The organism is Stieleria neptunia (assembly GCF_007754155.1).
GTDB lineage: Bacteria > Planctomycetota > Planctomycetia > Pirellulales > Pirellulaceae > Stieleria > Stieleria neptunia.
This window is the reverse complement of the sequence record NZ_CP037423.1, coordinates 6,575,949-6,602,247: the sequence shown is the minus strand read 5'-3', so window position 1 is coordinate 6,602,247 and position 26,299 is coordinate 6,575,949. Positions and strand designations below refer to the sequence as shown.

Annotated in this window: 13 protein-coding genes and 1 rRNA gene; 7 read left to right on the top strand and 7 right to left on the bottom strand. The window is 60.2% G+C overall.

Going from position 1 to position 26,299, the window contains the following annotated elements; genetic code table 11:
* Positions 1–81 precede the first annotated feature (81 nt).
* On the bottom strand, positions 82–660 hold the full coding sequence (locus Enr13x_RS22965) for an anthranilate synthase component II (protein WP_145389199.1): 579 nt from the start codon (positions 658–660) through the stop codon (positions 82–84).
* A 335-nt stretch (positions 661–995) separates the two neighbouring features.
* Between Enr13x_RS22965 and Enr13x_RS22960 the strand changes: the two genes are divergently transcribed.
* Entirely contained in the window at positions 996–1,547 is a 552-nt protein-coding gene (locus tag Enr13x_RS22960; RefSeq protein WP_145389198.1) for a DUF2617 family protein, read from the top strand.
* Positions 1,548–1,643: 96 nt separating this feature from the next.
* Entirely contained in the window at positions 1,644–2,408 is a 765-nt protein-coding gene (locus Enr13x_RS22955) for a HisA/HisF-related TIM barrel protein (protein WP_197455299.1), read from the top strand.
* Between the two features lie 30 nt (positions 2,409–2,438).
* Here the strand turns inward: Enr13x_RS22955 and Enr13x_RS22950 are convergent, their stop codons facing one another.
* The gene (locus Enr13x_RS22950) at positions 2,439–3,692 is read right to left on the bottom strand and encodes a DEAD/DEAH box helicase (protein WP_231743723.1); all 1,254 of its coding nucleotides are present in this window, start codon (positions 3,690–3,692) and stop codon (positions 2,439–2,441) included.
* A 45-nt stretch (positions 3,693–3,737) separates the two neighbouring features.
* Positions 3,738–4,850 (bottom strand): hypothetical protein, encoded by a 1,113-nt coding sequence (locus tag Enr13x_RS22945; RefSeq protein WP_145389196.1) that lies wholly within the window; start codon positions 4,848–4,850, stop codon positions 3,738–3,740.
* Positions 4,851–5,509: 659 nt separating this feature from the next.
* On the opposite strand from Enr13x_RS22945, the gene Enr13x_RS22940 reads away from it, so the two are divergent.
* On the top strand, positions 5,510–7,216 hold the full coding sequence (locus Enr13x_RS22940; RefSeq protein WP_197455298.1) for a BBP7 family outer membrane beta-barrel protein: 1,707 nt from the start codon (positions 5,510–5,512) through the stop codon (positions 7,214–7,216).
* Between the two features lie 172 nt (positions 7,217–7,388).
* Positions 7,389–11,627, top strand: coding sequence for a beta strand repeat-containing protein (locus tag Enr13x_RS22935; protein WP_145389194.1), 4,239 nt, complete (start codon positions 7,389–7,391; stop codon positions 11,625–11,627).
* A gap of 196 nt (positions 11,628–11,823) precedes the next feature.
* Here the strand turns inward: Enr13x_RS22935 and Enr13x_RS22930 are convergent, their stop codons facing one another.
* Entirely contained in the window at positions 11,824–12,771 is a 948-nt protein-coding gene (locus Enr13x_RS22930) for a putative 2-dehydropantoate 2-reductase (protein WP_145389193.1), read from the bottom strand.
* A 334-nt stretch (positions 12,772–13,105) separates the two neighbouring features.
* On the opposite strand from Enr13x_RS22930, the gene Enr13x_RS22925 reads away from it, so the two are divergent.
* Together Enr13x_RS22925 and Enr13x_RS22920 are read left to right on the top strand one after the other, a co-directional pair.
* Positions 13,106–14,095, top strand: a complete 990-nt coding sequence (locus tag Enr13x_RS22925) for a nucleoside hydrolase (protein ID WP_145392624.1) — start codon at positions 13,106–13,108, stop codon at positions 14,093–14,095.
* Between the two features lie 414 nt (positions 14,096–14,509).
* The gene (locus Enr13x_RS22920; RefSeq protein ID WP_197455296.1) at positions 14,510–19,288 is read left to right on the top strand and encodes a cadherin domain-containing protein; all 4,779 of its coding nucleotides are present in this window, start codon (positions 14,510–14,512) and stop codon (positions 19,286–19,288) included.
* Positions 19,289–19,355: 67 nt separating this feature from the next.
* Here Enr13x_RS22920 and Enr13x_RS22915 read toward each other — a convergent pair whose 3' ends face one another.
* Both Enr13x_RS22915 and Enr13x_RS22910 read right to left on the bottom strand, forming a co-directional pair.
* Positions 19,356–20,744, bottom strand: coding sequence for a BBP7 family outer membrane beta-barrel protein (locus Enr13x_RS22915; RefSeq protein WP_231743722.1), 1,389 nt, complete (start codon positions 20,742–20,744; stop codon positions 19,356–19,358).
* 780 nt (positions 20,745–21,524) lie between these two features.
* Positions 21,525–23,056: ribosomal RNA gene (locus Enr13x_RS22910) — 16S ribosomal RNA — on the bottom strand.
* A 639-nt stretch (positions 23,057–23,695) separates the two neighbouring features.
* Between Enr13x_RS22910 and Enr13x_RS22905 the strand changes: the two genes are divergently transcribed.
* Entirely contained in the window at positions 23,696–25,504 is a 1,809-nt protein-coding gene (locus tag Enr13x_RS22905; RefSeq protein WP_231743721.1) for a hypothetical protein, read from the top strand.
* 304 nt (positions 25,505–25,808) lie between these two features.
* On the opposite strand, the gene Enr13x_RS22900 is transcribed toward Enr13x_RS22905, so the two are convergent.
* On the bottom strand, positions 25,809–26,255 hold the full coding sequence (locus Enr13x_RS22900; RefSeq protein ID WP_231743720.1) for a PEGA domain-containing protein: 447 nt from the start codon (positions 26,253–26,255) through the stop codon (positions 25,809–25,811).
* Positions 26,256–26,299: the final 44 nt, after the last annotated feature.

Below are 26,299 nucleotides of genomic sequence, written 5' to 3'. Positions count from 1 at the left end.
CGCCGTCCAACACAATTCTATCTTCATTGCCGTCGCTGGACGGCGGACCCGACCGTCGTCGCCGCGCATTGCGGAGATCGTTCACCAACGCAAAAACCGGGTCAACATTTCGATTCCCGGCTGGGTAAGAAAACTCTCCGGATGAAACTGCCATCCTTCCAGTTTGAATGTTTTGTGGCGGACACCCATGATTTGGCGTTGGCCACCGGTGTCGGTCCAGGCGGCGACTTGCAAACAGTCGGGCATGGTTTCCGGATCGATCACCAGGCTGTGGTATCGTGTGGCGACGAACGGATTGCGCAGCCCTGCGAACAACCCTTGGTCGTCGTGGAAGATTTCGTCCGTCTTGCCGTGCATCAACTGTGGCGCGCGAATGATGGTTGCCCCGAACGCTTGGCCGATCGATTGATGCCCCAAACAGACGCCCAGCATGGGAACCTTGCCGGCGAAGTGTCGAATGCACTCGACGCTGACGCCGGCTTCGTTGGGCGTGCAGGGACCTGGCGAAACCAAGATCCGCTCCGGCGCCAGCGATTCCATTTCGGCGACCGAGATTTCGTCGTTTCGAAACACGCGCAGCTGCGTCGTCGCGTCGATCTCGCCCAGGCGTTGCACGAGGTTGTAGGTGAATGAATCGTAGTTATCGATGACGATGACCATGCGGAAACCAGGTAACAACGGGGCTGTCTGTCAATGGGAATCTGAACGCGATTGGACAAAATGCAAATCTTTCATTTTGGAGCGATAAACGCTCTTCTGTCTTGTTCGCGAGAGCATCTATAATGACGTGCATCAGGCGATTTGCCGAGAGCCTGACGCGTCACTTCGAATCGGAAAAGAGACGAAACGCTCGGCGGTTTGCGGCCTCGGGTCGCGCGTTATCGTAGTCTGTTGTCCCTTGCCGGCAGAATCGAGCCGCAGCAACGTGGGATTTTGGTCCCGGATTTGCTATCGATTCCTGCCCCTTATCATTCGTCGATCCCGGAATTCCGCCAGTGCTCTCGGTTCGCCCCAAAGTCGCCGAACTTGCGTTTCACGTTTTCAGCCGGTCGCTCCACCCCGAGCTGTACAGGGTTCATCGCACACGCCGCATCGAGCGAAGTGCGTATCACGCGCAGGTCAATATTACCAACTGCGGACACGTGATCACCTGGAACACGACCGGCAAAACGCCGGTGACCGTCTGTGAAGTCGCGACCGGCGCCCATCAGCCCTTGCCCACCAAACGCTGCCTGATCAGCCACTCGCTCAAGGGCAGTCGCACCGACAAGGCCGATTTCCATTCCGGCGTTGGCTATCGGACCCATTTTCAGTTGGAACCTGTCGCACCCGACATGTTCTTCATGGTGCAGCAGCAGCTTTCCAAGCAGCCGACCGAAGGATTGCTGCACACCTTCGATGCCAGCGGCAGAATGTCGCTCGGTGCACTCAGCTACGTCAATATCGAGACCCGTCAACGCTCGATGCTGGTCCAGGCGATCCACACCTTTCCCGACGACTATGCGATCGTGAAAGTCGAATCGCTGTTCTCCCTGCCCGACGCCTGATTATGAATCGTGGCGTAAGCTTCCAGCTTGCGTTCGCAAGCTTTTGGCTTGCGGCACTTGTCGCAAGCTGGAAGCTTACGCCACTTTGGGGTTGAATTGGACAAGGCACTTGTTTCGCGTTTCGTCGGTGTGATCGATCTGCAGGACGGGCTCGCGGTCCACGGAGTCGGTGGGCGGCGCGATCAATACCTGCCGGTGATGACCTTCCAAACCTCCGGCCGGTCGGCCCTTCGAATCGACGGGGACGCGTGTCGTTTGATCGATGCCTACCACAGCGTCGGCATCGGTTCGCTGTACGTCGCCGATTTGGACGGCATCCGGCGTGACCGATGCCAACAGTCGCTGATCGAGTCGATCGCCCATCACGCGTGGGCGGCCGCTGATTCGGATCGCCGCGGGACCCTTTTCCTGGATCTGGGATTGCGTGACGCGGTCACCCCGCAGCGCTGGAACTGGATCGAATCCCTGGCTCGAAACCATCCGCGCGCTGTCGTGATCCTGGCAACCGAATGCGCCGACGACGTGTCACTGTTGGATGACGTTTTGTCGCGCGTGCCGCGGGATCAGGTTGCCGTCAGTTTTGACTACCAAGACGGACGCTGGTTGTCCGCGTCGACTTCGGAAGAGGCTTGGTTGGACGCCTGTGGCCGCAACGCGGTGTCGACGGTGATCGGACTGGATCTGGCTTCGGTCGGGGGAACGTCGATCGGGCGCACGCTTGAATTGTGCAAGCGGATGCGACGTCCATTGCCGCAACCGCGTTATGTCACCGGCGGAGGGATTCGCAGCGCCGGCGACGCCCAGCGGTTGCTCGATGCGGGCGCGGATCAATTGCTGGTCGCCAGTTTGTATGCCCAGTGACCAGCAGTAATCGTCAGGCTGGATGAAGTCCTAGCGGCGTCGCTTGACTTTCTTGTGCATCGGGTTGAGCCGTTTCCGCATCGGGTCGGCTTCTTTCTTCTCCGGTTCAGCCGGCTTCTCGGGGGCTTCGAATCCCGGGATCGAGTCGCGGATCAGCAGTTTGTTGATCCGCTGTTCGATGCTGGTCAGGAAATCGCCTTGACCGGGGACGATGAAGGTGAACGCGACGCCATCGCGGCCCATCCGTCCCGTCCGCCCGACACGGTGAACGTAGTCGTCACTGTCTTCGGGAACGTCGTAGTTGATGATGTGTGAAATCGTGCTGATGTCGATGCCGCGGCCGACGACATCGGTGGCGACCAGGATTTCCAGGTTACGGTCTCGCAGACGCTGCAGCACACGGTCCCGTTCACGCTGGGCCATGTCACCATGCATGGCGGCACAGGAAGGGTGTTCTTTGCTGATCGCGCGATACAAACGATCGGTGCCGCGTTTGGTGCGACAGAAAATAATCGCCTGCTTTGGTTTCTCTCGTTTCAAGAGTTCGACCAGCAGATCCTGTTTGCGTTCTTGGGGAACCGTGAAGTAATGCTGCTCGATCGTTTCGACCGACATCTCGTTTTTGCAGCAGTCGATCACGATCGGGTCGTGCATGTAGGATTCGGCCAATCGCTGGACCGTCGGGGGTAACGTCGCCGAAAGCAGCAGCGTCTGTCGATCTCGCGGGCACTTCCGCAAAATGCGTTCGATCTGGGGACGAAACCCGATGTCCAGCATCCGGTCGGCTTCGTCCAGCACGACGCACCAGACGTCTTTGGTGCGGAGGGAGCGACGTTGCAGGTGGTCGTGCAGTCGTCCGGGAGTGCCGACGACGATTTGCGCGCCGTTTTCCAGCTGGCGCAATTGGGTCCGAATGTTTTTGCCACCGGCCAGCACCGCGATTTCGGTGTGCACGCCGGCCGCCAATCGCTGCGCCTCGCGGCCGACCTGATCGGCCAGTTCGCGCGTCGGGACGACGACAATCGCTTGCGGGTCGCGACAGTCTTCGAGTGAATCGAGCTGTTCAAGAATCGGGATCGAAAACGCGGCGGTTTTTCCAGTCCCGGTGCGGGCCTGGCCGATCACGTCGAGCCCCTGGAGCGCCAAGGGGATCAATTCCGATTGAATGGGGGAAGGTTTTTCAAAGCCGGCTTTTGCGAGCGCTCGGCGCATCACCGGAGACAGGTCCAGGTCGTCGAAACTGGCTTGTGCAGGATCGAGGGTTTCCATTTGATTTGCGTTCATGCCGCTAGCATAGCGACATCGCGCGCTTTCCACTACGACAGCTGGTCACCCTCGGGGCAACCAATTTGCCGACGCGACGGATTGTTCCAGTCGGACGCGCCCCTGACACCGCATTTCCTCTTCGGCAGCCGCCATCCGGACGTGCACCATCACGTCGTTGCCTTCTGGAACCCGGTCGCGCCAGGCAATGGGAATGTGAATCCCATCGATGGGGGATTGGCGGACCATGTCGCGGACCTGATCGGGGTTAAACTCCCAGCGTCCGATCCGCGCGTCCTCGGAGTCGTCGTTGGGGTCCAGCACCACAACCGTCAGATCCGCGTCGACGTCAAAGTTTTCCAGCGACAATAGGCGACCTTTGGCGTCCACGACCGTCACGATCAAGAACAGGCCGTCGATGTCGGCGTCTGGGTCAAATTGATGCCCACCGGACAGGCCGTCGTGCAGCTCCAGGCGGTCCGGGATCGGCAGCGGCGCCGATGTGGGAGGTTCGAACCCCATCGTTTTGGCGTCTTCGGGATTCTTTACTTTTCCCGGTGGCGATTCGGGGTCCTCGTCCGGAGGCAGCGGCGGGCCGGGGATGATCTGGTCGTCCATCAATTCGCCCTCGCCGGGCGGAATCAGCTCGGCCGGCGGAGGAAGCTCCAGCAGCGGGCCTTCCGGTTCCGTTGGCTGCGGAGCAGGGATCGCCTCGGTCGGCATGCCCAGGCCTTCTCTGGGTCGGTCTTCGTTGGGCGGGTCGACCAATGGCTGGGCCGAGTCAGGCGTCTTGGGGCTTTCTTCCGCTGGAGCGATGGGGGCGGCCGGGGCAGGCGACTCTCCGATCGCCGGGGGCAGCGGCAGACCCGGCCCGGCAGCGGGTGCTGGCGTTTCACTTTCCGACGATTCGGTCTGGTCTGGAGTGGGCCGCGGAGTCGGTTCCCGCATGCTCGGCGAATTCAAGTCCAGGATTTCGTCGGCGCCTGGCCTGGTCGGGCGGGCATCGTCGGGAACTTGCGGCGGGCTTTGGTTCAGGATCCGTTCTCGGCGCGCGCGATTCGGGGAACTCTCCGGACCGACGGCTTGGCCGCGGGAACGTTCTAGCTCGTCGCGGAGCACGCGGTTTTGGTAATCCGCGTCATAAAGCTGGTCTTCCAGCACACGAATTTCGTTAGCCATTTTGGCGCGATACACGTCTTCGTGGGCCCGCCCCCGGCAGCCTGGTGCCGAGCCGATCAGGCAGCAGATCGCAAGCAACGCGACGGGGGAACGCGCAGGGCGGTTGCGAACATCCCCGGCGTCTCTTGGAAGCCGGGGGAGTCGCAAGACAGGAACGAAGTCGGCCGGTCGCGCTGTCACAAGGATCTTTGAAAAAGTCAGTGGATTGGTTGAAGAAACAACAGCGAACGGCCGGTGGACCGGTTCGCTGTGTGTCGAGTACCAATCTGAGGGCGGTCAGGTCAAGTGGTCCGGGGAGGCAGTCGGCAGTTGTCAGTCGGCAGTTGTCCTATGGGTCGTATCTGTCCTATTGGTCCTATTTCACCCCGATGGGACCAATGCGACGAATGCGACCGATGCGACGCGGCTCCATCGCCATGGTTGGCAATTTGTAACGGTTGCGCCGTGTTTGATGATTTTTCCGATTTTTCGGATTTTGCCTGCAGGGGACTTTGGGGGCGCGTCGATATCGCAACTGACAGGTCGTGCCCGCTGCGTGAAACGCGGCGGCACTCCGAAAACCCTTGCTGCGTTTGGCCTCCCTTTGCCAAGACGTCAGTCTTCCGCGAGCGTCGCGGATTCGGCCGCAGCCGGGTTTTACCCCCCCAGAGTCTCAAGTGGTGACGACCGTGCCTAATTTTCAACTTTCCCGCCCGCTCGCTGTCGCCTTGCTGACGGCGTTTTCGCTCAGCCCGCTCGGGGCACCGAGTGCCAGCGCACAGACTTCATCGAGCCAGCAACGTGATGACGTCGATCAGCCCGAGCATGTGCAGGCGGCCCGTGCCAGCTGGTCTCCCACCCGATCCTCTGCGGGCGTGACGAAACAAGTCCGGCGTCCGGCGGCTCAGCCGGCGGTGCAACCCAAGAACAGTCGCCACGCCCAGGCGGTACGACCGAGCCAGAGAATGGCGTCCGGCAAACCGGATTCCGCGAATGCCGCTGCGGCGCGTCCGTCGGGCGTCCGACAAGCCGGGCACCAAATTCCAACGCCTCCGCCGATGGAAGGCGAGATCATTTACGAATCCGCAATCGTCGACGGCTCTTGCGACGCGATGGGAGCGAGCTGCGGTTGCGGTTCGGTCGGCTGTGACGGCATCGGTTGCGATTCGATGGGCAGCTGCGGGCCGAATTGCGGATGCAGCCTGTGCGGCGAGCTTCCCAGTGGACGCGCATGGCGACCGGCCATCACGCTCAGTCTTCCCCAGGACGGCTGGGTTTCCTTTGAAGGCCTCGGGTTTTGGTCCGACGGGATGGAACTGCCCGCGTTGGTCACCCAGTCACCGTCGGGCACTGCTCAAGCCGACGCGGGCGTGTTGACGCGAGACACCACGACCACGCTGTTTGGCGGCCCGGGTGGGGCGTTGTTCGACGATTCACGCGCCGGATGGCGGCTGAAGTTCGGATTCTGGCTGGATCGATGCCACACCTTCGGTGTCGGTGCCGACTACCTGGAACTCGATCGCGAATCGGAAAGTTTTTCGGCCACCAGCACGGGCAACCCGATCTTGGCTCGGCCGTTCTTCAACACGCTGACGGGCCGAGAGGATGCCGAGTTGGTCGCACTGAACAACGGCGCCGACATCCAATTGACCGGGACGGTCGGTGTGACCGCTTACAGCGAACTTGCCGGCGGCAGTGTTTATCTGCGTCGGATGATGTGCTGTGATGAAGGCTGTCGTCAATGGTTGTTCTGCGGAGGTGCCGGCCACTACTGCTCGCGATCGGAATTCCGAGTGGGATATCGGTTCATGCAGCTCGATGAAGGGGTGGGCATCACCGAAGACCTGACCAACAACGGGACCTTCAACATTGGTGACTTCGATATCATGGACCAATTTGATACCGAGAACCAATTCAACGGCATCGACTTGGCTTGGAACTACCGCATCACACGCGGCTACTGGACTTGCGAAAGCCTGGTTCGCCTGGCGGTCGGCAACACGCGTCAAACGGTTCGGATCGCGGGCCAGACGGTGATCGTCGATCGCAACGACGCGGCCAATCCGACGACGGAAACCTACGACGCGGGGCTATTGGCACTGGCATCCAACAGCGGCACGCATCAACAAGATGAGTTCTCCGTGTTGCCCGAGCTGAATCTGACGCTGGGGTATCAGTTGACCGATCACTTGAAGGCGACGTTCGGATACACCGGCATTTACTGGTCCAACGTCGTCCGTCCGGGGCAACACATCCCGACCATGATTGACACCAATCAGCTGCCTCCGGCGATCACCGGTGCCAGCGACCCGCGTCCCCTGTTCGCCTTCGACACGACCGACTACTGGGCTCACGGCTTGACCTACGGCCTGGAGTACCGGTGGTAATCGTTAAAACCTGCAGCTGGGTGAATTCTTCTCCGCCCGGGGCCGATAGCAGCGATTGAGACTGGTCTCCCCCCGAACAATTGAACGCCGATCGCAATCAGGCAGTGCAGCGGTCACGATCCACGCATCGTGATGATCGGCGTTCGGATCACCCGATTACAGGAACGTTCCCATGGTCTGGCAACGAATGATTCAGCGACTGGTGCGTCGCAAGCATCGTTCAGATACCGAAACAAGAAGCAACAAGCGTCGTCGCGTGTTGCGGCACGAGTCATTGGTCAAACGCCAATTGCTGGCCGCCGATATCGGTGCAATCTCCGGTGTCGCGTTTACCGACCTGACCGGTGACGGTCTGACCGGCGATGACCCACGTTTGGAAGGCGTGACGGTCGAGCTCTATCGCGACACCAACGCGAACGACACGTACGATGCCGGAACCGACGTGTTGGTCGACACCGTGACGACCGACACGAATGCGGACCCTGTCCCGGGGCAGTATCGCTTTGATGACCTGTCGGTCGATACCTACTTTGTGCTCCAGGGCGCGGCGCCCGGTGATGTCGACGAGCCATCGGCTCAACTGGTCGAAATCACCGCCGATGACGCCGATGGCGAAACCATCGTGACGATCGACGATTTCACCAGCGGTGCGCAAATCGCGACAGCCGTCGCTACCCAGACGGTCAATCAAACGGTCGCCGCGGGGAACGCCTTGGGTGAACATCGCGACGCCCAACTGACCCACACCGGTGCTGCCGGCAATACGACGTTCCAAGTCGATACGGCCAACCAACTGATGAGTCTGAGCACCGGTGGCGGGGCGACGAGCGAAGTGACGGTCGAATACGACGGAGACGATGGAGCCTTCGGATTGACCGTGCCGCCCGGGTTTTCACCGGCCTCGTCGTTGGCAGGCGGAACGGCCGGTGGAGCCGTCCCCACCAACACCGGGATCGAAATCGTCGGTCGTGGGGCCAACCAAGCGGAATCGATGATCGTGACCGTCATCACGTCGGCAACCGCAGGGTCGGAGATCACCATTCCGATTCAGCAGAACGCGACGCTGCAGTCCATCTTTGTCGAATTCGACGATGCCGGTTGGGGAATCATCGCGACCGAACCCGGATTCAGCGCACCGGCCGATTTCAACGACATCATCGCGATCCGCGCTCAAGCCGCCATCACCAACGCCGATAACGACATCTTCTTTTCGGTTGTCGAATCGCGCGGCCCGGCCCCGGTCACCAGCAACCTGCAAAACACGCAACTGCTGACTCTCGGCGGTACCGTCTTCTCCGATTTTGGCGGTGGAGCGGACACCAACGACGGTGAACTCGACGGCGGCGAAACCGGAGTCTCCGGAGTCACCGTCGATCTCTACGCCGAACCCGTCGGCGGTGGCGCGATCGACCCGAGCACGCAGGCCGCAGTGGCAACCACAGTGACTGACGGCAACGGCGACTACTCCTTTGCCCAGCTCTCCGCCGGCAACTATGTCGTGGTCATCCCCGAGTCCGAATTGGGGGCCGGGCAATCCTTGTTCGGTCACGTCTCCAGCACCGGAAACGACCCGGCGGCGGATCCGGATGACGACGTCAGTGACGACGACAACGGAACCCTGGTCGCGGGCGTCGGAATCGTCACCGGCGAAATCACCTTGGTCGCCGGGGCCGAGCCCACCGATGACGGCGATTCCGATTCCAGCACCAACTTGTCGGTGGACTTCGGTGTCGTTCCGACGATCGATCTGGTGATCACCAAAACCCTCGATTCCGCCGCGTCGACGCTGCAAAGCGGTGGCGAGGCGTTCTTCGACATCGCCTTCCAAAACGACGGGCCCCTCGATGCCACCACCGTCGTGATTGACGACGTGATCCCTGCGGGCATGACCATCAATCAGGCCAATTCCAACTTCGGAAGCTACACGCCGACGATCAACGGCCAGAACGTGAGCGTCGCGATCGGCACACTGGCAGCCGGAGCGAACGACACGATTCGAATCGCCGTCGACATCGACAACGGGCAAACCGCGGACTTGACCAACACCGCGACGATCAGCGGCGATCAGGTCGAAACCAACGACACCAACAACTCCGATGATGCCGTGGCCACGTTGGTCACCACCGACCTGGCCATCACCAAGTCCGACAACACAACGGGATCGGTCGTCGCCGGGGAACAGTTCACCTACACCATCACGGTGACGAACAACGGTCCGGATACCGCGACCGGAATCACGGCAACGGATGATCTGCCGGCCGACCTGTCCTTCGTCAGTGCCACGTTCACCACCGGCAGCGGCACGGTGACCGAAAATCCCGCGGGTAGCGGCAGCCTGTCGATCAGCATCGATGATCTGGCCGCCTCCGCGACAGCGGTTATCGATGTCGTCGTGCTGGTCGCCGCTGACGCCGGTGACACGCTTGACAATACCGCCACCGTCGCCGGATCGCCCGACACCGATTCCGATCCGTCCAACAACAGCGCGACCGAAACCACGCCGGTAGTCCGCAACGTGGATGTCGCAGTCACCAAAACCACGACGGGGACCGCGGTTGCCGGCGAGCAGTTGACTTACACGGTCGAAGTCACCAACAACGGCCCGGGCGTCGCCCGAGGCGTCGAGGTCGTTGACACGCTGGATGCCCGTTTGACCTTCGATAGCTTTGATGCCGGAACATCGGGAGTGACGGTCACCGAGAACGGCCAGATCCTAACGTTTGATGTCGGCACGCTGACCAGCGGTCAAACCGAAACGTTTACCTTCGTCGTCGACATTGCCAGTTCCGCCACGGGCACGTTGAACAACCAAGCCGATATCACGACCACCGATGTCGACACCGACGCAACGAACGACAGTGACGACGTGGACGTGGCGATCACCGTCGACACCGATTTGGTGATGACCAAGGTTGTCGATGCCGCGACCGCGGTTCCCGGGCAGGATACGTTGACCTACACGTTCACGATCTCCCACGACACCGACAGCGTCAGCGATTCCGGCGAAGTCACCTTCACCGATACGCTGCCGGCCGGATTGACCGGGTTGACCATCGACGCGCCCGATGCCACCTCGTCCGGGTTCGACACGGCGCAGCAGACCGTGACCGTCGTGCACGACCCGATTCCCGTCGGGGAGACGCGAACGTTCACCGTCACCGCGTCGGTCAATGACGATGCCACGGGATCGATCGTCAACACCGGCAGCATCACCGTGGCCGGTGCGGAAACGGACACCACCAACAACAGCGACACGGCGACGACGGACGTGACGCCGCAATTCGACGTGACGCTGACCAAGTCCGCCGGAGACACGACGCCGGATCCGGGTAGCAACGTGACCTACACGATTGACGTGACCAATTCCGGCCCCAGTACCGCCACCAACGTGGTCCTGACCGATGACGTGCCGGCCGGATTGACCTTTGTCAGCGGCTCCATCGGCGGGCAAGCGGCATCGCTGTCGGGCAGCACCGTGACCTTCCCCGCGGTCTCGCTGGACGAAAACGAGACCTTGACGGCGACGTTGGTCTTTACCGTCGGCGTCGACACCAGCGGGACGGTGACCAATACTGCCAGCGTCACCGCCGACACGGGCGAGACGGACACGACCAATAACACGGCAACTGCCGAGATCACCGCGACGCCGCAGGCTGATTTGACGGTCGAGAAAACGGTCGATGATGACATCGTGCAAGCCGGAGACACCCTGGTTTACACCGTCACGGTGACCAACGACGGCGTGTCGACAGCGTTCGGCTCGGTCGCAACCGACACGCTTCCCACCGGCGTCACCTTCGTCAGCGGTACCGACCAAGACAGCAATGCGTTGTCGGAGACCAATGGCGTCGTGACCGTCGACGCCGGTGATCTCGCGCCCGGTGCGTCGTTCAGCTTCACCATCAATGCGACGGTCGATGACACGGCGAGTGGAAATCTGCAAAACGTCGTGGTTGTATCAACGACGACGAATGAATCGGACGATACCAACAATACCGATTCAGCAACGACGGAGGTCGACCCGATGATTCGGTCGATCAGCGGTTCGGTCTACTTTGATCGGGACAATGACGGCGTTCGTGATGCCGATGAAGTCGGCATCGAGGGTGTCCAGATTCGGCTGACCGGAACCGACAGCTCGGGCGACGCGATCGCAGAACGCACCGTGTTGACCGACGCAAACGGCGATTACGAATTCACGCAACTTGGGGCGGGAACCTATCAAGTCGAAGAGGTTCAGCCGGATGATTTCTTGACCGGCCAGAACACCGTCGGCAGCGGAGCGACCGCCACCGTCGTCGACGATGTCTTCACCGATCTGGAACTCGGAATCGATGAAGACGCCACCGACTTTAACTTTGGAGAACGAGCACAAGTGCTATCGAAACGACGCTTCCTCGCGTCCTCGTGATGATTGTCCCCGCGGAATGATTCTTCGTCTCGCACTTCGCCGGAGCCGGTGATGTAGCGAAATGCTGATCGACGATCGAATCCACCGCGTCGACACGACAGTCTCACGCATTGGCGAGGAAGCTGCCAACGCACGGCCTTTCGGGGGGAAGGCCGTGCGTTTTTTTGTTGGTCACGATCGTTATCCGCAAAGCCTTTTACGCTTCGGAATGGTCGTCGGCTTGCCGCGCCGACTCCATGAAACTCAGCATCTGGTAGAGCATCTCAACCTTAGGCATCGCAACGCCCGCGGCGTTGGCCGTGTCGATCGGCGTCTTGAGAATCCGCTGCAGCTCCATTGTTCGCCCCGCCAGGTAGTCCAGACGCATGCTGCTATCATAGGGCTTCATCGTTCGCGTGTGGTCGATCGTCTTTTCGATCCACGTCGAATCGATCGACGCACCGCAGGCGATCGCCGCCCGATGGACTTCGGTGATGATGTCGCGGATCAATTGGACCGACGTCTCGTTGCCGATCAATTTGTCGGTCGATGCATCCAACGCCACCGACAGCCCGTTGAAGGGGATGTTCCACATCAACTTTCGCCAACGCACCATGTTCAGATCGTCCGAGGTTTGAACTTCGATGCCCGCCGCAGTCATCTCGCCACAAATCTGTTCGGCCTTGGACAACGTCTCCGGGGAGTTTTGATAGGGGCCGAAGACGATGCGTCCGTAGTCGATGTGGCGGATGTGCCCCGGTCCGACTTTGTTGCTGCACAGAAAACAGCAACCGCCGAAGACGCGTTGGTCGCCCAGAAGTTCCGCGACGTCGCGTTCGACGCCGAGTCCGTTTTGCAAGATCAAGGCCACGCCGCCTTGCGAGGTCGGCTTGGCAAGCAGTGATGGCAGCAGATGGTTGTTGACGGTCTTTAAACCGACCAACGTGACGTCACAGGCCGGTACGGTGTCGATCGACGCGTGTGCGTTGACCGTGGGCAAATCAAAATCGCCCCAGTGGCTTTCGATGTTCCATCCGTGTCGGCGGACATGCTCGTAGTCGGAGTGCAACAGAAAGTGAACGTCGTGCCCGGCCCGGGCAAGCATCGCACCGTACAGGCCTCCGACGGCGCCGGACCCGAGAATCGCATAGCTTTGTTTGATCATCGTGATGGGTGGGGGAGTGGGATCGCAACTGACTCGGCGGGCTCAACTTACGAAACTCGGGGCGGTTTGTCGATTTGAGAGACCGTCCAGCTTAAGACGATCGCTTTTCCGATGTACGATGGCCCTTCCGGGGCGTCGCCCGTGTCTCACGTCAGCGGTCGTCGAGTTCAGCCGACGCGTACTGGCAAAGCCGAGTCGGTCGGGGCTACAATTTGGCACAAACGTTTGTGCTGCTGTATTTTCTCCCACCTTACGATGACACCTCATGAGATTCTTCCCACCGCTTTTGACCTGCCTTTCCCCCTTTCTGCTCGGTTCGATTTCGTTGCTCGCGATGTCCAGCGTGTCGGCCCAACAGTTCGAGCGTCCGGTCCAACTGATCTTTGACACCGATATCGGAAATGATTGCGACGACGTGATGGCGGTGGGCGTGATCCATTCGCTGCAGTCGCGTGGCGAGTGTGAATTGCTGGCCGTCACGATCACCAAAGACAACCCGTTGGCGGCCGCCTTCACCGACGCGCTCAACACGTTTTATGGGCGCGGCGAAATTCCCATCGGGGTTTGCGACAGTGGCGTGACCCCCGAAAAGGGCAGGTTCAACGTCTTGGCCGAACAAAAAGATGACGGCCGATTGCGTTACGAGCACGACCTCCGCTCCGGCGAGGACGCCCTAGGCGCGGTCGACCTGTTGCGGCAAACGTTGGCGGCAGCCGAGGATCAAAGCGTGGTGATCGCCCAAGTCGGTTTCTCAACCAACCTGGCAAACCTGCTGCGCAGCGGCCCGGACCAGCACAGCAAGCTGTCCGGCGTGGATCTGGTCAAGCAGAAGGTGCGTCTGTTGTCGGCGATGGCCGGCGCCTTCACCAAGATCCCCAACAACCAGGGTCAACTGTACGATCACCGTGAGTACAACGTCGTCAAGGATTTGGAAAGTGCCAAGTATTTGGCCGAAAACTGGCCGGTTCCGATCGTCTGGAGTGGATACGAAATCGGTTTGAATCTTCGCTACCCGCACGAGAGCATTGAAAAGGACTTTGCCTATGTCGATCACCATCCGGTCGCCGAAGCCTATGTGCTCTACAATCCCCCGCCGCATGATCGTCCGACTTGGGACCTGACGTCGGTGTTGCATGCGGTGCGACCGGACCGGGACTACTTTGATCTTTCACCGCCCGGAAACGTGACGGTCGACAAAGACGGGCTGACGACGTTCCAGCCGGCCGACGACGGTCGAGACCGTTATTTGATTCTGCGAGAGGGGCAAAAAGGCCGAGCCATCGAGGCGCTCGTCGCCCTGACCAGCCAACCGCCGTCGAACTAACTGATTCTGGCTCTCCTTTCACCGAATCGAGAGGCCGTGCGGTTTTCAAGTCACCCTTCTGGCAGGAGGGCGAGCGAAGCGGTGGGCATCGGCATCACGTAAAGAAGTCACTCTCCCAGAGGGAGGGTGACGATCACTTTGTTGATGAACGGATCGCTTAACTTGATGCGTATCGGTGCGAGGCGGGCGACGGGCCTGCACTTCCGCAAATTGTGCCCAAAAACTTTTCTTGTGGTGTGACATCCCGGCGGACGATTCCGCCTGACAGGCACGGGCAGATCGTCATGTTGGCGAATCTGCCCTGATAGCCGAACGCCGCCCAATGGATTTCTCGACGGCGATGAATCTTCCGCGATGGACTGCCCCACACCGCTTTTTTGCACCGGCATTCCCCGGACAAGGTCTCACGTCAATATGCGTCAACACACCAAGGGATTTTTCTCGCGTCTCGCGTCTCGCCACTGGTCCGCCCGGCATTCTCGCAACCGCTCGCGGAAGCAATTCGGACGTCGAAGTCGACTGGAAACACTGGAATCGCGACGTGTGTTGGCCGCCACCATCGCTTCGTTTAGCCCCACGCCCAGCGGGTTTGTGGCGGAACTGAGCGAAGAAATTGACACCTCAGTCATCAACCTCTACGACTCCGAAAACGGCCTGGCGGGCGCCGCCGATGTGACCCTGACCGGCGCGAATACGGGAGACGTCGCGGGATCGTTGATCCTTGACGGCACTTCAGTGACTTTCATCGCTAGCGGCGGACCCTTGGCGGCCGACACCTACACCGTGACGCTGCGTAGTGCGGCCGATGGGTTCACGGATCTGGCGGACGGCGAATTGCTGGACGGGGACGACGATTCCGTGGCGGGCGGAGACTTTGTCGATACCTTCACCGTCTCCAGCGGACCGGCGCTCGTCGTCAGCTTGCCAGACTTCGTGCGCGGCCCGACGCAAACGATCCAGGTCCCGGCCGCCGGCAGCGGAGAGGATCTGCCGCCGGGATTGCCGATTCAATTGAGCGATGCCGACGGGGTCACGTCGTTGACGTTGACGATCGAATACGATCCGACGTTGCTGGATATCAGCGGCGTCCAACTGGGCAGCGATGCTCCGGCCAACAGTCAAGTCGATGTCAATTTGACCGTCCCCGGCGTCGCCACTATCTCCTTCTTCAGTCTCGCCCCGTTGGACGCCGGCGCCGCCGATCTGGTCGACATCATCGCAACCGTCCCCGAAGACGCGACGTATGGGACCAGCCAATCCGTCCGCATGACATCGATCGAAGTCAACGCGGGGGGCTTGGATGCAACCGGCGACGACGCCTTGCATGTCGTGGCGTTCGCGGGCGACGTGAATCAAAACCGACGCTACGATGCCGAAGACGCTCGGTTGATCGCCCGGGTCGGAGTGGATCTGGATTCAGGGTTCGTGTTCTCCAACCCGACCAGCACCACCGCGTCGACTCGCTTGTACCCCAACATTGACCCCGTCCTGTTGGGCGACGTGACCGGTGTCGATGGAGTCAGCCCGTTGGATGCCAGCGATGTGCTGCGCCGAGTCGTGGGGCTGTCGACGCCGAACATTCCCGACCTTCCCGATGCCCAAGCGCCGACGGGAATCAGTTTGTCATCCGACAGCATCGATGATTCAGTCGCCGTCGGCACGACCGTGGGCACCTTCACGACCTCCGACCCCGACTCCGGTGACACTCACACCTACACACTCGCCAGCGGAACCGGCGATACCGACAACGCGTCGTTCACCATCAACGGCAACTCGCTCGTTACCGCACAAACCTTCGATGCTTCCGCCCAGAACTCGGTCACGATCCGTGTCCGATCGACCGATTCGACCGGCCGTTTCGTCGAACGAGTGCTGACGTTGACGATCGAGCATGCCAACGCTGCTCCGACCGCTCTGGCGATCGACAGCACGACGGTCGACGAAAACGTGTCCAGCGGAACGGCCGTCGGCACCTTCAGCACCACCGATGCGGACAGCGGTGACACCCACACTTACAGCATCGTTTCCATCGACGGAAGTACCACCAGCACCGCGTTCACCATCTCCGCAGACGCACTGCTGGTCGGCACGGCGCTGGACTTTGAAACAAAATCCAGCTACAGCGTGGTCGTGCGAAGCACCGATGCGGGCGGTTTGTCGGTCGACCAGACGTTTACCATCAACGTTTCAGACGTCAACGAAACGCCGACCGCGCTGACCCTCAGCAACTCCACCGTCGGAGCGGACGCAGCGGTCGGCACGACGGTCGGCACGCTCGCCACCACCGATGTCGATTCCGGCGATACCTTCTCGTATTCCCTGGTCAGTGGAACCGGAGACGACGACAACGCCTCGTTCTCCATCTCCGGCGACGAACTTCAAACCGCCGCGACGTTGGATTTCAGTTCGCAAACCAGCTATAGCGTGCGGGTGCGGACGACCGACGCCGGCGGTGAAACGTTCGAACAGGTGTTTACGATCACACAAGGTGATTCGGCACCTTCGGAAGTCACGCTCAGCAGCGACACGGTTGCCGAAAACAGCGCGGCCGCGACCGTGGTCGGTGACCTGCAAACAACCGATTCCAACCCCAGTGATTCGCACACCTACACGCTGGTGTCCGGCGACGGTGACGACGACAACGCATCCTTCACGATCTCCGGCGGACAACTTCTGACCGCGGAATCGTTCGATTTTGAATCGCAAGACTCCTACACGATCCGCGTCCGCAGCACCGACTCGACCAGCCTGTTTGTCGAACAAGTGCTGGTGATTTCCGTTACCAATGTCAACGAAGCGGCCACCACGATTTCGCTCAGTCATTCCAGCGTCGCCGACGGCCAACCCAGCGGAACCGCGGTGGGAACGCTCTCCAGCGATGACCCCGACAACGCCGACACGCTGACGTACACGCTCGTGTCCGGGACCGGCGATGATGACAACGCGTCCTTCACGATTTCCGATGACCAACTGACGACCGCGTTCGCAGCGGACCAAAGTACAAAGTCCAGTTACTCGATTCGGGTCAACGTCACCGACGCCGACGGGCTCTCCGTCGAAAACACCTTCACGATCAGCATCACCAACGAGAATGTTGCCCCGACCGCGGTCGCACTCAGCAATGCGACGATCGCCGAAGACGCCGCCGTGGATTCCGTTGTCGGAACGTTGACCACCACCGATGCGAATTCGTCAGACGTGTTTGTTTACACCTTGGTTGCCGGCACCGGCGATACCGACAACGCGTCCTTCGCCATCGACGGCGACACGCTGACACTCAACACCGCATTGGATTTCGAGACCCAGTCCAGCTATAGCGTCCGTGTTCGCAGCACCGATCCGTTCGGGCTGTTCGTCGAAGACGTGTTCACGATCTCGGTCTCCGATGTCAACGAAGCACCGGATGCACTCACGCTCGACTCGACGGAGCTCACTGACGGCGACCCCAGCGGCACATCGGTCGGCACGCTTTCTGTCACCGACCCCGACTCCGGCGATTCGGCGACCTACTCGTTGGTCGCCGGCGACGGCGATACCGACAACGCTTCGTTCACGATTTCGGGGACGGAACTGGTCACGGCATTCGCCGCCGACTTCTTCCAACAAGGCAGCTATAGCGTTCGCATTCAAGCCGAAGATGCGGGCGGTTTGGTTGTCGAGCAGACGTTTACGATCACCGTGGCCGAGCCCAATAGCGCTCCGTCGGCGATCAGTCTGTCGGCCAACACCGTCGCGGAGGATTCCGCCGCCAACACCGCCATCGGAACGCTGTCCAGTACCGACGCGAATCCATCCGACTCGCATACCTACACCCTGGTCAGCGGCAGCGGTGACACCGACAACGCCTCGTTTGTGATCAGCGGCGACGAGTTGCAGATCGCTGATGTTGCCGACTTCGAGACTCAATCGTCCTACAGCATCCGCGTCCGCAGCACGGATTCCGCCGGACTGTCGACCGAAGAAACATTTGTCGTCAATGTCACGGATGTCAATGAAGGCCCATCGACGGTGTCTCTCAGTTCGTCACACGTCGCTGACGGGGAAGCATCGGGAACGGTTGTCGGCGTGCTTAGCAGCGATGACCCCGACGCGTCGGAGACGTTGACCTACACGCTGGTCAGTGGAACCGGCGGCGACGACAATGCCGAGTTCACGATCAACGGCGATCAACTGCTGACCGCCTTCGCGGCCGATCAGTCCACCAAAAGCAGTTACTCGATCCGCGTCCACGTCCAGGACGCCGATGGCCTGAACGCCGAGCAGACCTTCACGATCAGCGTCACCGAATCCAACGTCGCACCCACCGCGATTGCGTTGTCGCAGACGACCGTCGCCGAAAACGTTGCGGTGGGTACCGTGGTGGGGACGTTGACGACGACCGACGCCAATGCCAGCGATACGCATTCCTACCAGCTTGTTGCCGGAGACGGCGACAGCGACAATGCGTCCTTCACGATCGTCGACGGCGTTGTGCAAACCGCGGCGGACCTGGATTTTGAAACACAGTCGGCGTACAGCATCCGTGTTCGCACCACCGACAATTTTGGCGAATCGTTTGAACAAGCGGTTTCCATTTCCGTGTCCGACGTCAATGAGACGCCGGAAAACCTGGGGCTCAGCTTTTCATCGGTCGCCGACGACCAGCCCGCCGACACCGTGATCGGAGACCTGTTCGCCGACGACCCCGACAGCGGCGACACGTTGACGCTGTCTCTCGTCTCCGGCGATGGCGACACCGACAACGCCGACTTCAAGATCGAGAACAATCAGCTCGTGATCACCGAAGCGGTCGACGATGCGATCCAATCGCTGTACTCGGTTCGCGTACGGGCCGAAGATTCGCAGGGACTGTTCACCGAGCAAGTCTTCAGCATCGACGTGACCGAAACCAACGTCGCGCCTTCGGCCGTGTTGCTCAGCAATTCAACACTGACCGACGGTGATCCGTCGGGAACGGTGGTCGGCACGTTGACGGCGACGGATTCCAATTCATCCGACATCCATAGCTTCAGCTTGGTTGCCGGATCTGGAGATACCGACAACGCCTCGTTCACGATCGACGGCGATCAATTGAAGTCGGCGGTGGCAATCGATTCCGGATCACCCAGTTCGTTCAGCATTCGTGTGCTCGCACTAGACCGCTACGGCCTGACCGTCGAACAGGTGCTGACGATCACCGTTCAGTCGTCCTAACAACCATCGGGAATAAAGTGGCGTAAGCTTCCAGCTTGCGATCCCGACAGCGTCAGCTGACAAGACACTAGAACGAAACCACGGCGCCGAAGCTCAGCCCGTGGGCGATGAAGGTGTCGGTTTCGAATTCAAATGACGGGTCACGCGTTCCCGACGGAACCTCCGGAGGGAACTGTGAGACGTTGCGATCCATCATGTCCGCCACACGCAACGTGTTGGACCAGATCAACACGTTGTAGCCGATCGACAGTTCGATGTAGCGGTCCAATCGCGTCGTGAACATCACACCCAATTCGGGAATCACGCTGAACTCCGATTCATCATAGCTGCCGATGTTGGTCGATTGAGCCAGCAGCCCACCGGTGAAGGTGCTCGATCCGCCTCCGGGAACCGTATTGGTCGTTTGACCGTCGATCCGTGCCTCGGCCTGATTGACTCCAAAACCGAGCTTTGCCATCGCGTTGAAGGTGGAATGGCTGCGAAGTCGACGCAGATAGTGCAGCCCGATCTGGGCACCATGGAACCGGTTTTCCGCTTGGAAGTCGTCAAACAGGGATTGGGTCGTTCCGGCGATGATTTGTCCCTGAGCCGCGGTGAACGTGCTGGCCTGGTCGATCCGCAACGATTCATCCAGACGCCCATGACGATAGCCGACCAACAGGTCCAACTGGTCGCACGATGACGTGCACAGTCGCTGACGACGCATGACGTCAAAGGCATACAATTCACTATCAACCTGTACAGAAATGTTGCCGGTCAAGAAATCTGGATGGGCGATCAGCATCGCGCTTTCGGTGTTCGATCCGGTGTCAAAGACGGGGCGGGCCAACAATGAGCGGCTATCGCGAAACGTCTCGGTGTCCTCGAAGACGCCCAGGCCGCTCAATTCAAATCCGTCGCCGCATGCATTGACGCCCCAATTGAGCGTGACTCGAGCGCCAGATCGCAATTCGTCACCGACGCCGGTTCCGCCAAATAAAACTGATGTTCCTGACTGGCCCAATCGCCCCGTGTCATCCGCCGACGTACCTGTGGGGCTGGTTGTGACCAAGGCGGGCAGGTCGACCGCGTCGAGTGACCACAGCAGGTACTCGGTATGGACGGAAAACGCGGTTCGCTGATGTTTCATCATGCCCATGCTGTCACAACCGAGGGTATCACAGTGGGCATCGAACGATTCGCCGGGGAAAGATTCATGCGACACGGTGGCGACCGATTGACGCTGGTGATTCTGGGGACGTTGTTGGCGATTCGGTTTGCCGTCGGTCTTGCCAGTCGAGACCGGTCGCCAGGTCATCAGCGGCGATTCCTCGTCCGACGGTACGGCGATGTTATTTTGCGCAAGCGGGCGTCCTTCGGCGGCAGACAGGATTTCGAGGTTGGATCCGAAAGCCATCCACACACAGCCAGAAACGGCGGCAGTCCAAGGGTTTCGCAGCAGGGACAGAAACGACATGTTGCAGACTCAGCGTCTTCGACGTAGGGAACGAGTTGCACGAACACAACTTCCTCGAATCCATGTATCGGTCACCAGCCGCCTAATCGTTAACCCTTGCCTAATCGATAAACCCGATTGTTGAATCCGACGATCGCAATCCGGTTCCCACAGGCCCGTTCGGGGGGCCGTTCCCGCGACCCGGGGTCTGTCCCCGCGCATTGGAAATAGGACCAATGGGGCAGATAGGACCTATGCGTCCCCTAGGTCCCATTCCCCACGCGAGTCGCCGCCATCGCAGGCCCCGCCAATCATCACACGGGCACCCGGGGTCTGTCCCCAGGCACCCCGGGGTCTGTCCGCAGGCACCCCGGGGTCTGTCCCCAGGCACCCCGGGGTCTGTCCCCAGGCACCCCGGGGTCTGTCCCCAGGCACCCCGGGGTCTGTCCCCAGGCACCCCGGGGTCTGTCCCCAGGCACCCCGGGGTCTGTCCCCAGGCACCCCGGGGTCTGTCCCCAGGCATTGAAAATAGGGCCAATGGGGCAGATAGGACCTATGCGTCCCCTAGGTCCTCTTGGTCCCATTTCCCCACTCGCCCCGCGACCATCGCAGGCCCACTGCCAACTCCCGCAGCGCGCACGAAAAAACCCGCTTCGGCTGGCGACAGTCCGAAGCGGGGCTTCGTGATTTTTTGGTGGTGAAATGGAAGCAAGCTTCCCTGTTGAGTTCTCTTCGCGAGATCACTTCCACGGATTCGATTCCCACTGTCACCAGTGAAAACCTATTTCTAAGAATCCTTAGAAAGGAGGTGATCCAGCCGCAGGTTCCCCTACGGCTACCTTGTTACGACTTAGTCCCAATCGTCGAGCTGACCTTCGGCGCCTGCGTCAGTAAACTGTTCGCTCAGCGACTTCGGGCCCTCCCAACTTTCGTGGCTTGACGGGCGGTGTGTACAAGGCTCAGGAACACATTCACCGTAGTATGCTGACCTACGATTACTAGCGATTCCGGCTTCATGCAGGCGAGTTGCAGCCTGCAATCCGAACTGAGGCACGGTTTTTGGGATTTGCTCCACCTCGCGGCTTAGCGTCCATTTGTCCGTACCATTGTAGGACGTGTGCAGCCCTAGACATAAAGGCCATGAGGACTTGACGTCATCCCCACCTTCCTCCGGTTTGACACCGGCAGTCTCTCTAGAGTCCCCGGCTTGACCCGCTGGCAACTAGAGATAAGGGTTTCGCTCGTTAAGGGACTTAACCCGACATCTCACGACACGAGCTGACGACAGCCATGCAGCACCTGTGCAAGAGCTCCCCGAAGGGCACTCTCTACTTTCATAGAGACTCTCAAGCATGTCAAATCTAGGATAAGGTTCTTCGCGTATCCTCGAATTAAGCCACATCCTCCACCGCTTGTGTGAGCCCCCGTCAATTCCTTTGAGTTTCAGCCTTGCGACCATACTCCCCAGGCGGAACACTTAACGCTTTCGCTACGGCCGAGAGGATGTGGAAGTCCCCTCAACCCAGTGTTCATCGTTTACGGCTAGGACTACCGGGGTATCTAATCCCGTTCGCTACCCTAGCTTTCGTGCCTCAGCGTCAGTAAAGACCCAGTGTTGCGCCTTCGCCACCGGTGTTCCCTATGATATCAACGCATTTCACCGCTCCACCATAAGTTCCCAACACCCCTGTCTTCCTCAAGCTTGAGGGTTTGCGACGCAATTCCACGGTTGAGCCGTGGGCTTTCACATCACACCTACCAAGCCGCCTACGCACGCTTTAAGCCCAGTGATACCGAATAACGTTTGGACGGTTCGTCTTACCGCGGCTGCTGGCACGAACTTAGCCCGTCCTTCCTCTGAAGATCGGTCAAGACCTGCTCTGCACAGGCCCTTCCTTCCAACTGACAGCGGTTTACAACCCGAGGGCCTTCATCCCGCACGCGGCGTCGCTCGGTCAGACTTTCGTCCATTGCCGAAGATTCTCGACTGCAGCCACCCGTAGGTGTCTGGGCAGTGTCTCAGTCCCAGTGAGCCGGGCCATGCTCTCACACCCGGTAACCATCGCTGCCTTGGTGAGCCATTACCTCACCAACAAGCTAATAGTATGCGGTCCAATCCAAGGGCGGAATCTCACCTTTGATCCGAAGATATCATCCAGTATTACCGCCAGTTTCCCGACGCTATCCTGGACCCCTGGGCATGTAACCACACGTTACTCTCCCTTTCGCCGCTGTCCGAGTTTAATGCAAGCAAAAAACTCTTCTCGCACGACTTGCATGCCTAATCCACGCCGCCAACGTTCATTCTGAGCCAGGATCAAACCCTTCAATTTTGTATTGCATCACATGCTCGCCAAACAAGTTTGGCTCACACGGGAAAATCAAAGTTAAACCGAAAGTTGATTCTGCTCCGGGCCGTTCGGTTAACGACCCAGCGATTCGCCATTTTGCTGCCGGGAAAAACACCCCGAAGGGCATCCAGCTTCCCAGCAAAGCGATCTCGCAAATGCTGAACTCAACAGAAGTTTCACCACCAAATTGTCAATGATCAGTTGGCTCGGGGAGAAGCGACTTGCGTCGCTCGCCCTCACCAAGGAGGCGGAAAGATAGGGGCGGGTTCGCTGATTGACAAGAGGCATCGGTGAAATTTCTGAAAATTAATCGCGAGCCACGTTTTTTGGCAGGCTAATTGCCCTGCCGCCGCGCCCGATCCCTGCCGCCGCGCCCGATCCTTGCCGACGCGCCTCCCGCTCGCCCCGTGGTTCCCGGCAACGTCCGCCCTCACGCCGCCCCGGAAACGCAACGCGGCTGAGGGAACTCCCGCACAGCGGCGACCCCACGCGGACTGACTTGTTTAATCCGAAAGGTCCGATGATTGGAAGAGTCGCGATCGCGTCAGTCCGATACCGAAGAAGCGGCATGCTCCGTTGGTTCCCCCCACCGCCCACTCTCATTTCGAAGGTCGATTCTCGATGTCATTTACGCCTCCTTCTGCCGGTAACGGCGCGGATGCAGATCGCCAACTTGATGCCCTGATCTCTCGAATCCAATCCCTCACCGGCGGCGAATCGGTCGCCCCGGCCGCCAAACAACAGCCTCGACCCGCTCAAGGAGCGACGGGACCGGGCGTGACGGCGACGAACCAGGTTCCAGCGGGGCAAGTCGACGCCGGCGGCTCCGGGGCCGGGGCAACCCGTCCGTCGCCCCCGCCGGCGGGACTCTCCGGCGGACCACAGCCCGCACAGCGGCCGACCGTGCCGCAGCGACCGGCCGCCCAGAATCCGACGCCAGCGGCCGGGGACACGCCTGTGACGCCGCAGGGCGCCCCCAGACCCAATCGCCCGGGGACCCCGCAAGGCGCAGCATCAGCATCAGGATCAGCGGCTGCCAAGCCGCCTCAACGCGCCCGCCCACAGCCTGCCAAGCCGCCCGCCAAAGAGGCCGCCGGTGGGCCGAAACAGTCACTCGGCGGAGGCGTCGAAATCCCTCCGGGCCCGCTCGGATTCGAGCCCTCGCGCGACGAGGCCTGGCGACCGGTCGAGCCGGAATCGATGGAAAAGGCTGGGATCAATGAATCGATCCTGGAAGCGATCATGTATCGCTTTCTGTTGACCGCGGGGGAATCCGAAGGCCGCAAGATCGCCGATCAGGTCAAGGTTCCGTTTCGTCTGGTCGAACCGATTTTGACCCGCATGAAGATGGAACAGAACATCGCCTACAAGAACGCGACGGCCACCAACGATTACGTTTACATCCTGACCGAAACCGGCCGCCAGATCGCACGCAACCATTCCGCCGATTGCACCTATTTCGGGGCCTGTCCGGTCCGGCTGGAAGATTACATCAAGAGCATTCGCTACCAGACGATCGAGGGCCAGTATCCCAAAAAGGCGGATTTGGTTCGCGCGTTCAGCGACCTGTTGATCAACCCCAAGATGCTCAATCGCCTCGGACCGGCGATCGCCAGCGGGCGCGGGATGTTTTTGTTCGGCTTTCCTGGGAACGGTAAAACGTCGATCGCCGAACGGGTGACCGGAGCGTTTGGCAAGTACATCTGGATCCCGCGCAGCGTCGACATCGATGGCGACGTGCTGCGGGTCTTTGACCCCATGAACCATGTGCTGGCGATGCCCGAAGAAAACACCGGGCTGCTGGACATCGGCGGATTCGACAAACGCTGGGTGCGGATCGAACGGCCCACGATCATCGCTGGTGGTGAATTGACGATGGAAATGCTCGAGGTGCTGTGCAACTCCGACACCAACATCAGCGAATCCCCGCTGCAATTAAAAAGCAACTGCGGCACGCTGGTCATCGATGACTTCGGTCGCCAGAAAATGCGCGTCGACGAGTTGCTCAACCGGTGGATCATTCCGCTGGAAAAACGCTATGACTTTCTCAACATGGCCAGCGGGAAGAAGATTCAAGTCCCATTCGACCAACTGGTGATTTTCAGCACCAACCTGGAGCCCAAGGACTTGGTCGACGACGCGTTCTTGCGACGGATTCCCTACAAGATCGAAGTCGAAAACCCGCCGGAACAGGACTTTCGCAAGCTGTTCGAAATCATGTGCCGGATCACCAAGGTGCCCTACAACCCCGACGCGATCGACTACTTGATCAAGACCCATTACCTGCCCGTCGGCCGCCCGTTTCGCAACTGCCAACCCCGTGACTTGTTGCTGCAAGTCCGCAACTTCTGCCTGTATAACGACTTGGAAGTTGAACTGAAGAACGAATACTTCGACTTCGCCTGCGACAACTATTTCTCGGTGATGTAACCGGTGGCATTTCCCGAATGCCATCTACATTGATTCTGCACGAGGTGTTTCTTGTTAGCGGCAGGGCGCGAGCCCTCCGAGACTGTCACGGTGTTTTGAAGCGCGACCGGACGGCTCGCGGGCTGTCGATTTAGTCGGGATCTGCCGAGTCAATGGTGAGCCGATGGCCGTAAGGCCTCGGGCAGCGTCGCAGTGCCCGGCCGCTTACGCGGCGCGCGGCGCACAAAAACGACAGCCCGCTCGCGCCGTTCCGCTCACACCTTCAACGTCAAAGTGGATGACAACGGGCGTTCCCTGTCTGCGATCACTGTCGCGGCGCGGTCACCATTCCCGAATTGGATTGCTGGCGCAGCCCGTCGGCTCTGGCGATGATCTCTTCCGATGCCGGCAGCGTCTTAGGGACCAGGGTCACGTCGATGATGCGTTCGTCACGAATCTCGCCCGGCCAGAGCGTTTCGGCGACAAAGTCGATGCCCGGCCACTGGTACCAGGGCGGGTTGAATCGGCGCCGGATCGTTTCGGTGCGATACCCGTCGGCCTCGATGCGAAACTCGCGCGTCCCGTAAAAAACAAACGGGGTCGCAGCCGGTGACGCCCCGATGACCTGATTGTCGACCGAGACCATGGCGCCGGGAGGATTGGTGCGAACCGTCATCCGTCGGCGGACACAGCCTGTCGCGGCCACGCAGCAACACGATACGGCCACGACGAGAAACAAGCGGCGATCAAGACGGCTGGCGGGCATCGGCATGCGAATTCGGACTCCAACAGCGGACGGAAAGACAGACCCAAAAG

Excerpts from the sequence above, each read along its gene's own strand:
- Enr13x_RS22965 (WP_145389199.1), bottom strand. The coding sequence starts at position 660 with ATGGTCATCGTCATCGATAACTACGATTCATTCACCTACAACCTCGTG.
- Enr13x_RS22920 (WP_197455296.1), top strand. The coding sequence starts at position 14,510 with ATGCGTCAACACACCAAGGGATTTTTCTCGCGTCTCGCGTCTCGCCAC.
- Enr13x_RS22915 (WP_231743722.1), bottom strand. The coding sequence starts at position 20,744 with ATGTCGTTTCTGTCCCTGCTGCGAAACCCTTGGACTGCCGCCGTTTCT.
- Enr13x_RS22900 (WP_231743720.1), bottom strand. The coding sequence starts at position 26,255 with ATGCCGATGCCCGCCAGCCGTCTTGATCGCCGCTTGTTTCTCGTCGTG.
- Enr13x_RS22935 (WP_145389194.1), top strand. The coding sequence starts at position 7,389 with ATGGTCTGGCAACGAATGATTCAGCGACTGGTGCGTCGCAAGCATCGT.
- Enr13x_RS22930 (WP_145389193.1), bottom strand. The coding sequence starts at position 12,771 with ATGATCAAACAAAGCTATGCGATTCTCGGGTCCGGCGCCGTCGGAGGC.
- Enr13x_RS22925 (WP_145392624.1), top strand. The coding sequence starts at position 13,106 with ATGTCCAGCGTGTCGGCCCAACAGTTCGAGCGTCCGGTCCAACTGATC.
- Enr13x_RS22905 (WP_231743721.1), top strand. The coding sequence starts at position 23,696 with ATGTCATTTACGCCTCCTTCTGCCGGTAACGGCGCGGATGCAGATCGC.
- Enr13x_RS22945 (WP_145389196.1), bottom strand. The coding sequence starts at position 4,850 with ATGGCTAACGAAATTCGTGTGCTGGAAGACCAGCTTTATGACGCGGAT.
- Enr13x_RS22950 (WP_231743723.1), bottom strand. The coding sequence starts at position 3,692 with ATGAACGCAAATCAAATGGAAACCCTCGATCCTGCACAAGCCAGTTTC.